Genomic DNA, 10,006 nt, shown 5'->3' with positions numbered 1-10,006 from the left:
AGAGGCTATGCCATTGACCCAATAGGACTGCCTTAAACATGGCGAGCACGGGATAACTCGGACGACCTTGTTGAGTCGTCAATCGACGCTGCTTTTGTGAATTGAGGTAGCATTCAATCGGTCGCCAATCAATCACTTGATCTAACTTAAGTAACGGAAAACGATCAAGGTGTTTGGCAATACGGGCTTTGGCGGTTTGTTGAAAGAAACTACTCATAGGACTAAAGTAAGAATGCAAGAAAACAAGCTATATTTTAGGAAGTTTGAGGGGTTATTGCAAAGGTCTCAGCCTGCCTCCAGAACGGGTTGCGGATAGGCTTTTAAAAAATCTGCGGCTGAAGCAAAGGCTTCGACTCGCCACTCTAAGTCTTCTAATAAAAACACCAATGAACGACGGAAAGCATCGTCATCATCAATGACAAAAATTAGATTATTATTAGCGACTTCCATGAATGTCCTTAAATAATGCAGCGTGTATTGAATAAGATTGATGACTTAAGGATACCTTGCTAATTACTGGTCCGGCAAACTCAAGGTAAAGACAGCACCAGTTAAGATGTTGATGGCGCTGCCTTTAGGTAACAAATCAACCTCCAGCTTACCACCATGGACTTCTGCAATAGTTCGACACACTGATAAACCTAAACCCAAGCCTTCTGCTTTACTCGTGTAGAAGGTATCAAAAAGATTATCATAGGCTTCTGCCGTCAGACCAGGACCATTATCTTGTACAGTAATATGCACTTGTTGCTCAGACTGCCATAAAGTCAAATGAATGATTTGCACCTCAACCGCCGCTTCAATCATCGCATCATAGCCATTTTTCAACAAATTAATTAAAGCTTGTTGAATCTGCACCGGATCCACTATCAGCGTTTTGTTATTTTCTAAGGTATCAAAACTCAGCACTTGGGGTGGTAATGACAACATTCCGCTAAATAATTGCACCGCTTCGTCACAGACCTCACTAATCAGAACTTTTTCAAGTCGCATTGGACGTTTTCGTGCAAATGCCCGCACCCCTTGGATGATATTGGAGCTTCGTTCAGTCTGTTCAATAATTTCTTTTGTCGCCAAACGTAAATCTTCCTCACTTAAACGCTGTTTATCTAAGCGACGCAAAAGACTGCGAGAATAATTACCAATGGTCGCCAAGGGTTGATTAAGCTCATGTGCTAAGGTGCCAGACATTTCACCTAAAATAACCAATTTAGTCTGATGATTGGCTTGTTCTTGTACCTCGTTGATACGGTCTTGTAAGGCCTTTTGATACTTTAAGGCCAATTCCAAGTCTTCGGTTCTTTTACTGACCAAATAACGCACACGTGCAGTATACAGTCCACCACAAGCGATTAAAAACAAAACCGCTGCCAAAAACCACCAATAGCGTTTAAAATAATCGGCTAACAATGTATCGTTCGCACTATAAACGCCCAGTTCCAACTCTTTAAATAAGTCATCTAGATCCTGCGTATTGGCCAAAACCGACCAATACGTTGCTCCATTACCACTATCATACGGCGGTAATAACAATAAACTTTGGATGATATCGCGGGTTTGTCTTAGTTGATCATTTTTAACCCCGGCTAAAACCCAACCAGGATAAAGGCGTGTGGTGACTACACAAGGAAAATTGATATTATCTTCGGCCTCGATCACTTCAAAACGCGTCTGCCAATTAGGTAGACTTTCTAACACACACGCTCGCAATACGCCTGTATCTGCTTGGCCGCTAGCCACTGCCTCGATCACATGGCTCATCGGAAAGCCGACTGTTAGTAACTCCATTTGCTTTTCAGGATAGATATCACGGGCCCTGAGCTCTCGCAGCATCACTTGATAACCACCAAAAGCCTCTGTATTGACAATGGCCATACTGCGTCCCGGCAAGTCTTCAAAGTGTTGAATATCTTGATTACCGCGTCGCTTAATCAGTACCGAACCCACGCTATAAGGAGATAATGTGTCGCTAGCGTAGACTTGTGACAGCATATTATTGATGCCATAGTCATAGTGCAATGAAGAATAGAGTCCAGGGTTTATAAGCACATAGTCCACGGCTTGATTACGTACCATGTCGATGATTTCATCATGCTCTGCGGGGATTAATTTAAACTCATACTGAGGTAAGCTCTCGCTTAACCATTGCACCGTGGGTTGCCACTCTTCTAGTGTGTGCTCACCTCCCAAATAATTTTGCGCAGCAATGCGGATCAGCGGCATATTGCTTTTTTCTGCCTCAGAGCTAAAGACGGTCTTTATGGTGCTATCACGCTCGCTTTGAGCGTATGCCGTACTGGCGATCGCGACGGCGCTCAGCCAAAACTTAGCTAAAACAACAAGTAATACAAAAACAAGATGCTTGCGTAACAATAACCCAAAACCTTCCACCGAAAACCACCTCTGAAGCACCCCCAAAAAGAGGTCTTTTATCATATAAAAAGCGTATTTAACTCAACAGAGCTTAAGGCTTAAAGGTGCCGATAAAGATCGCCGGGTCAACCCGCTGATTATTAAGACTGACGGTCCAGTGTAAATGCGGACCGGTTGAGCGACCGGTACTACCGACTTTACCGATCATCTCACCACGGGAGACCACTTGCCCTTTGACCACATCAATCTCTGACAAATGGCAGTACATGGATATCAGACCTTGACCATGATCGACAAACACCGTTTTACCATTAAAGAAATAATCACCGACAATGGTTACCACACCATTGGCAGATGCTTTAACCGGCGTGCCTTGAGGCACTGCAATATCTAAACCCGAGTGTGAATTACGCTCTTGACCATTAAAGAATCGACGCACGCCAAAGGCAGCGGAATAACGACCACCATCTACTGGACGGTCTAAAATGACATTACTTGGGATAGCTGCGCGAAACGTTTTATAGGCTGCTGTTTGCTCAGCAGCTTCGCGACTATAACGATCTAAATCGCTTTGTGATGGCGTCACGTGCTTATTAGAACTTAGTTTAATATGCTGTTTCTGATACTTTTTCGACTCAACGTCAAAGCCGACAGATTCGCTTGCAGCACCATAATTAACAGTCATGGTGTGACGTCCGGGATTGTTTTTTTGACCAATGCCCACTATCGCTAAGTAACCGCCAAACTCTGCATTGGGAACAATTAAGACAGAAGAACCGTTAAACGTGGCTGTAGGCACCACACCACGATCTTCTAAGGGAAGAACGGCAACACCGCCCGGAACCGGACGGTGTAATTGCCTTTCAATATAGGATTGGGCTAATTGAGCCCAAGCTGCCGCACTAAAAACTAAAGAAATTAAACCGGCAGAAATAACCGTAGTAACACCTTTCTTAAATGCTTTCACCAGCCTGAGCCTCCAAAACCGCTATCACGTCAAATTAATGATTTTCCTTGGCGAGGTTAATGGTGTATTTTGGAATCTCAATCACCAAATCCTCATCCTGAACAAAGGTTTGACAAGACAAGCGTGATTCAAGCGTAAGGCCCCACGCCTTGTCTAACATATCCTCTTCGTCATCTGTCGCATCTTCTAGGGAATCATATCCCTCTTTGACAATAACATGACAAGTTGTACAAGCACAAACCATTTCACAGGCGTGCTCCATCTCAATGCCATTGTCTAAAAGAATCTGACAAAGACTGACATCAGAGGGGACATTTTCTATCACTTTACCTTCAGGACAAAGTTCCTCATGGGGTAATACGGTTATTTTACGCATCTTTTTGATACTCCTAAACTATAACTCTTCAACCTTTTTACCGGAAAGCGCACGACGAATACTACGATCCATACGCTTTGCCGCAAAACCATCAGTCACATGACTGAGACGCTGAATTTGAACACGAATCTCATCGGCATCCTCACCTTGGACCAGGAGACGCAGACGCTCTACTTCCTCGCGGATTTTGGCCTCTTCCTCAGTATCTAATAAATCGCTATCTTCATTAAGAGCTGAGACGATTGATTCAATTAAACGGCCACCGTTGACTTGTTGCTCACGTAGCGAACGCTGCTTAGCGTCCTCTTCGGCGGATTGCATGCCCTCACTTAACATACGAGTGACTTCGTCATCTGATAAACCGTAAGAAGGCTTAACCGTAATATGGGCCTCAACGCCCGAAGTTTTTTCGCGTGCCGAGACATTTAACAAACCATCGGCATCTACTTGGAACGTGACACGAATACGTGCAGCGCCGGCCACCATGGGTGGAATACCACGCAATTCAAAACGAGCAAGCGAACGACACTCATCAACTAACTCACGCTCACCCTGTACCACGTGAATACCCATCGCTGTCTGACCGTCTTTATACGTAGTAAACTCCTGAGCACGTGCCACCGGAATTGTACTATTACGTGGGATAACCTTTTCAACTAATCCGCCCATGGTTTCGAGACCTAGGGATAAAGGTGTTACGTCAAGTAATAACCAATCCTCACCGGGCGATGGATTACCGGCGAGTTTATTTGCCTGTAACGCAGCACCAATGGCAACCACCTGGTCGGGGTCGATATCTACTAAAGGCTTCTTGCCAAAGAGATCGCCAACCATCCCGCGGATAATCGGCATACGAGTTGCGCCACCAACCATGACTACCCCTTGGACATCAGAAGCCTTCATATCGGCATCACGCAAGGCTTGCTTAACCGTATCAAGACTTTTTTCGACCAATTTACGCGCGATATTCTCAAAATGCGAACGCGGATAATTTAAATCGAGATTAAGACCATTGGATAAACTGAGTTTAAAAAACGCTTTAGTCTGAGTGGTCAAACGCTCCCGCATCTTACGCGCATGAGTTTTTAGTAAGCGCCAATCCGCGTGCGTCAGATCATCTGTGTTGTGGTGTTTTAAAATATCAGCGACAATTAAATCATCGAAGTCATCGCCACCTAATTGTGTATCACCACCCGTCGACAACACCTCAAAGACACCCTTGCTTAAATTCAAAATTGAAATATCAAAGGTACCACCGCCTAAGTCATAGATAGCGTATAAGCCCTCATTACCACGGTCTAAACCATAGGCAACAGCAGCAGCTGTTGGCTCATTGAGTAAACGCAACACGTCTAAACCGGCCAATCGCGCGGCATCGCGAGTCGCCTGACGCTGTGCATCATCAAAATAAGCCGGTACAGTAATCACGGCCCCCACCAGGTCGTCACCTAATGAGTCTTCTGCTTGCTGACGTAACTTCGCTAAAATTTGTGCTGACACCTCAACGGGACTGAGCTCCCCATGCAATGTATTAAAACGCACAGAGCCTTCACTTTCGGACAGTTTATAGGGTAGATTCATCCCTTTCGCTTCCGCATAGCCTCGTCCCATTAGACGTTTAATAGAGAAAAAGGTATTTGCCGTATCAGAACTTTTGTTTTGCATGACGGCATGACCAATCTGCACCTCGTTATTTTTTAAATAACGGACAGCAGAAGGCATGCTTTTTCTGCCCTTTTCGTCAGTTAAAATCTCTGCAACCCCACTACGAACCGCTGCAACCAACGAATTTGTCGTACCCAGATCGATGCCTACCGCCAAGCGCCGCTGATGAGGCATAGGGGACGCGCCCGGTTCAGATATCTGTAAAAGTGCCATAAATAATAATTTTCTTTTTAAATTTCTTGCTTGAGCTAATCTAATTGCTCTTTAATCTCACGACGAAACTTATCGATAAACATCCATTGGCGCAGCTTCTCAACAGCACCTGACCAATCCTTTTGCTGATCAATTAAATCACCCATTTCCTGATTTAATACATCTGCTTCGCCTTGAACCTGCTGCATTAATTGCTCTAACGCCTCTTGATTGCCTGCCGCGGCATCTAAGTCCTCGCGCCACTCCATTTGTTTGAATAAAAACGCCGGGGGCATTGAGGTGTTGCTTTCGGCTGCAACATCCATCCCTTGCTGCTCACAAAGATAAGTCGCTCGCTTAATAGGATTTTTTAAGACTTGATAAGCCTCATTGATAAGACTGGCCCACTGCATAGCCACACGCTTTTCTGTATCAGACGCAGTAGCAAAGCGATCGGGATGCACCTGTGACGATTTAGAGCGCCACGTCTGCTCCAGTTCGCTGATATCAATCGCGAACCGGGCAGGCAACTCAAACAATTCAAAATAATCTTGATTCACGCTATATCCCTAAATAGCTTAGATAATGTGCCTATACTGTAAACGATTCACCGCAGCCACAGCTGGCCTTTTCATTAGGATTGGTAAATTTGAAGCCCTCATTGAGGCCTTCACGTACAAAATCCAGTTCGGTACCGTCAATATAGACTAAGCTCTTCGGATCCACAAAAATCTTGATATTGTGGCTCTCATAGACTTGATCATCATCTTCAGGCACATCGACGTATTCTAGCTTGTATGCCATACCGGAACAGCCTGTCGTTTGTACGCCTAAGCGCAAACCTAAACCATTACCACGCTTATCCAGATACTTCTGAATATGCTGAGCCGCTTTATCTGTTAATGTGATTGCCATAAATTAACTCACTCGTTTAAACTTCAAAATAACTCAGCTTCTAAAAAGAAGTCTACCCGATAGCGCTGTTAAGCACTATCGGAGCCTTTGAACTTAATCGCTTTTTAGATTAGCTGTTCTTTTCTTTGTAATCCTTGACTGCTGCTTTAATCGCATCTTCAGCTAAGATTGAGCAGTGAATTTTAACAGGAGGTAGTGCTAGTTCCTCTGCAATCGCCGCATTTTTAATTTCCATCGCTTGGTCCAATGTCTTACCCTTGACCCACTCGGTAATCAATGAACTGGACGCAATTGCTGAACCACAGCCGTAGGTCTTGAAACGAGCATCTTCGATGACGCCGGTATCACTCACTTTAATCTGTAATCTCATCACGTCACCACACGCTGGTGCGCCTACCATACCTGTACCAACACCTGCTTCTTCCTTGTCGAAAGAACCAACGTTACGAGGATTTTCATAATGGTCTAAAACTTTATCACTATATGCCATGACCTTGCTCCTTAAATTAAATAATGTGTATGGTATTGATTAGTGAGCTGTCCACTCAATCGTACTAAGATCAATACCTTCTTTGTGCATATCCCAAAGTGGCGACATCTCGCGCAACTTGGTTACCTGGCCTTTAATTACGCTAATCGCATAATCTACTTCCTCTTCGGTGTTAAAGCGGCCAAGCGTAAAACGAATTGAGCTGTGAGCTAACTCATCATCACGGCCTAATGCACGTAATACATAGGAAGGCTCTAAACTGGCAGACGTACAGGCAGAACCACTCGATACTGCCAAATCACTAATCGCCATCATGAGAGACTCACCCTCAACATAGTTAAAGCTGATGTTTAAGTTAGCGCCGATACGATTTTCCATATCGCCATTAACATAAACCTCTTCGATATCTAACAGACCTTGGTATAAACGGTCACGTAAGGCACGGATACGCTCATTTTCAACCGCCATTTCCTCTTTGAGAATGCGGAACGCTTCACCCATACCGACAATCTGGTGAGTCGCTAAGGTACCAGAGCGGAAACCACGTTCGTGACCACCACCGTGCATCTGAGCCTCTAGGCGAATACGTGGCTTACGGCGTACGTATAAAGCACCAATACCCTTAGGGCCGTAGGCTTTATGACCGGATAACGATAATAAATCCACTTTGACCTTTTGTAGGTCGATTTCAACCTTACCGGCAGCTTGTGCGGCATCAACGTGGAATACCGTTTTGTTGGCGCGGCAAAGCTCACCGATGGCCTCAATGTCTTGAATCACACCGATCTCGTTATTAACCCACATAACCGACACTAAAATCGTATCCGGACGCATGGCAGCTTTTAACTCTTCAAGGTCAATTAAGCCATTGCTCTGAACATCCAGATAGGTCACCTCAAAGCCTTCTCGCTCCAATTCACGCATCGGATCTAGCACTGCTTTGTGCTCTGTCTTGACTGTAATTAGATGCTTACCACGAGACTGATAAAACTCGGCAACACCCTTGATCGCGAGGTTATCAGACTCGGTCGCACCTGATGTCCAAATAATCTCACGTGAGTCAGCACCGATAAGATCTGCAACTTGCTGACGTGCTGTCTCGACTGCTTCCTCTGCTTCCCAGCCAAACGAGTGACTGCGTGACGCCGGGTTACCGAACTTTTCGTATAACCAAGGTACCATCGCATCTGCAACGCGCGGGTCAACCGGCGTAGTCGCAGAGTAGTCAAAATAGATAGGTAATTTTACTGACATTAATAACTCCTGTATCAAACGGCACTCGACATGATGCCACTTGTCTGATCGCGCATCACTACTTCTGAGTGACCCATCGATTTGTTTTGATTATTTAACTGGCGCATACGCTGCTTGTCCACTAAATCCTGTAGGGATACTGCATCTAAAAAATCCACCACATGACGATTTAGATCGGTCCAAAGCTCGTGCGTCATACAATGACCCGACGTCGCTCCGTCTTTGCCTGTATCGCATACTTTTTTGCTACCACAGGCAGTCGTATCGACCGGCTCATCAACCGCAAAAATAATATCTGCAACACTAATATCTCTCGCATAGCGGGCTAATAAATAACCACCGCCAGGCCCACGTACACTTTCGACTAATTCGTGACGACGCAATCTACCAAATAACTGCTCTAGGTAGGATAAAGAGATATTTTGCCGCTCACTAATGGTCGCCAATGTCACCGGCCCGCTGTGATAGCGTAAACCTAAGTCAATCATGGCGGTAACGGCGAAACGACCTTTTGTTGTTAAGCGCATATATTGCTCCTAAACTAAATCCCACTAATTTACTCAAGTATACGAATAAAAAAATCCTGTTCTAAATCGCAATACGAAAGCTAAGAAAACATCAATACCTGAGTAATTTACTCAAGTATAACAAGTACTATACTAAATTACTAGACTATTAAGACGATAGATAAAACTAATTGATAGTTTATGTGGTGTAAATACAAAAAAGCGGAGTGACGGCCCAAAGCCGAGCCATGTGAGCATATACCGAATGGACAGCGAGTCGCTCGGTATATGCATGGATGAAGCAACTAAGCCACTTGATAAGACTTAGTTCGACGACTAACAACCTCAAAAACACCCTGGCAGGCATCCTCAAGATAGTCGAGCATTTTGTTGAAGCTATCCAGACCACCATAAAACGGATCAGGTACTGTCGCTTCCTCGTAGTCATTGGCAAAACGCATAAGCAACATCAACTTGTGATGCAAAGGACGCGGACATATTTGCTGCATGTAGGAAAGATTTTCCCAATCCATGGCTAAAATGACATCGTAATCACGAAAATCCTCTAAAGTGATTTGCCTAACTTGCATATCACTTAGGTCATAACCACGCCTGCGACAAACAAACTGCACCCGACCATCGGGCGCATCACCTAAATGGTAATTATGAGTTGCCGCTGAATCCGCAGAGATAGTATCAGACAAATCCGCTTCCTGTAACATATGGCGTAAAACACCGGCTGCTCCCGGTGCACGACAAAGACCTCCCATACTTACAAAAAGCACTTTTGTTCCCATATTTACTCAATATCTTTAAAAAATTGTAAAAAAATTATGACTTGATTTGACAAAACTAAAGGAAGATATTATAAGCCATTTCATGACAAATTTAAAGGGCTATTTTTTCAACCTTTTCGCTAAAATGCTATTAAAAACGCAAACTTAGTTATCTTTTGCTTACAAAACAGCCCTAACTTAACAATTAATTAATTATTTACCCAAATGCGCGGAAAGCCTCGTCGTTTAGGGCGAGGGTGAATAGCGCGGACGGCAACGCCGTCCTTTGAATCTATGGTGGCGTTTGCTGTTGCTCGATATACTGTCGAATGATTTCAATCGGCGCGCCGCCACAGCTTCCAGCAAAATAACTTGGCGATCATAAAGCCCCTTTCCACAGTTTCTTTTTAATGTTGGGGTAGTTCTTTTGTCGGATAAGAAGACTGGATATACCCTTTAGGCTATTAACCAGTTTTGATATAGCAACTTTGG

Annotated in this window: 12 protein-coding genes and 1 pseudogene; all 13 read right to left on the bottom strand. The window is 44.4% G+C overall.

Going from position 1 to position 10,006, the window contains the following annotated elements; genetic code table 11:
• A partial coding sequence (locus tag B092_RS0110915; RefSeq protein ID WP_018573577.1) for a transposase occupies nt 1–217 on the bottom strand: 217 nt, incomplete at its 3' end.
• Between the two features lie 68 nt (nt 218–285).
• Complete coding sequence (locus B092_RS15210; RefSeq protein ID WP_018575275.1) at nt 286–450, bottom strand: response regulator transcription factor; 165 nt, start codon at nt 448–450, stop codon at nt 286–288.
• 63 nt (nt 451–513) lie between these two features.
• The gene (locus B092_RS0110905; RefSeq protein WP_018575274.1) at nt 514–2,391 is read right to left on the bottom strand and encodes a sensor histidine kinase; all 1,878 of its coding nucleotides are present in this window, start codon (nt 2,389–2,391) and stop codon (nt 514–516) included.
• Between the two features lie 73 nt (nt 2,392–2,464).
• Entirely contained in the window at nt 2,465–3,340 is an 876-nt protein-coding gene (locus tag B092_RS0110900; RefSeq protein WP_018575273.1) for a peptidoglycan DD-metalloendopeptidase family protein, read from the bottom strand.
• Nucleotides 3,341–3,374: 34 nt separating this feature from the next.
• Nucleotides 3,375–3,716 (bottom strand): ISC system 2Fe-2S type ferredoxin, encoded by a 342-nt coding sequence (gene fdx, locus B092_RS0110895; protein WP_018575272.1) that lies wholly within the window; start codon nt 3,714–3,716, stop codon nt 3,375–3,377.
• An 18-nt stretch (nt 3,717–3,734) separates the two neighbouring features.
• Nucleotides 3,735–5,594 carry a Fe-S protein assembly chaperone HscA gene (gene hscA, locus B092_RS0110890; protein WP_018575271.1) on the bottom strand — a complete coding sequence of 620 codons (1,860 nt, stop codon included), beginning with the start codon at nt 5,592–5,594 and terminating at the stop codon, nt 3,735–3,737.
• Nucleotides 5,595–5,629: 35 nt separating this feature from the next.
• Complete coding sequence (hscB, locus tag B092_RS0110885; protein ID WP_018575270.1) at nt 5,630–6,133, bottom strand: Fe-S protein assembly co-chaperone HscB; 504 nt, start codon at nt 6,131–6,133, stop codon at nt 5,630–5,632.
• A 31-nt stretch (nt 6,134–6,164) separates the two neighbouring features.
• On the bottom strand, nt 6,165–6,488 hold the full coding sequence (gene iscA / locus B092_RS0110880) for an iron-sulfur cluster assembly protein IscA (protein ID WP_018575269.1): 324 nt from the start codon (nt 6,486–6,488) through the stop codon (nt 6,165–6,167).
• A gap of 109 nt (nt 6,489–6,597) precedes the next feature.
• Complete coding sequence (gene iscU, locus B092_RS0110875) at nt 6,598–6,978, bottom strand: Fe-S cluster assembly scaffold IscU (protein ID WP_018575268.1); 381 nt, start codon at nt 6,976–6,978, stop codon at nt 6,598–6,600.
• 39 nt (nt 6,979–7,017) lie between these two features.
• Entirely contained in the window at nt 7,018–8,232 is a 1,215-nt protein-coding gene (locus B092_RS0110870) for an IscS subfamily cysteine desulfurase (RefSeq protein ID WP_018575267.1), read from the bottom strand.
• Nucleotides 8,233–8,246: 14 nt separating this feature from the next.
• Nucleotides 8,247–8,759, bottom strand: coding sequence for an Rrf2 family transcriptional regulator (locus tag B092_RS14255; protein WP_018575266.1), 513 nt, complete (start codon nt 8,757–8,759; stop codon nt 8,247–8,249).
• A gap of 284 nt (nt 8,760–9,043) precedes the next feature.
• On the bottom strand, nt 9,044–9,535 hold the full coding sequence (locus tag B092_RS0110860) for a low molecular weight protein-tyrosine-phosphatase (protein ID WP_018575265.1): 492 nt from the start codon (nt 9,533–9,535) through the stop codon (nt 9,044–9,046).
• Between the two features lie 271 nt (nt 9,536–9,806).
• Nucleotides 9,807–10,006, bottom strand: a pseudogene (locus tag B092_RS14250) (transposase); the annotation flags it as partial.

The sequence above is a fragment of the Oligella ureolytica DSM 18253 genome (assembly GCF_000373745.1).
Lineage (GTDB): Bacteria > Pseudomonadota > Gammaproteobacteria > Burkholderiales > Burkholderiaceae_B > Oligella > Oligella ureolytica.
This window is presented reverse-complemented; position numbering and strand designations above follow the sequence as displayed.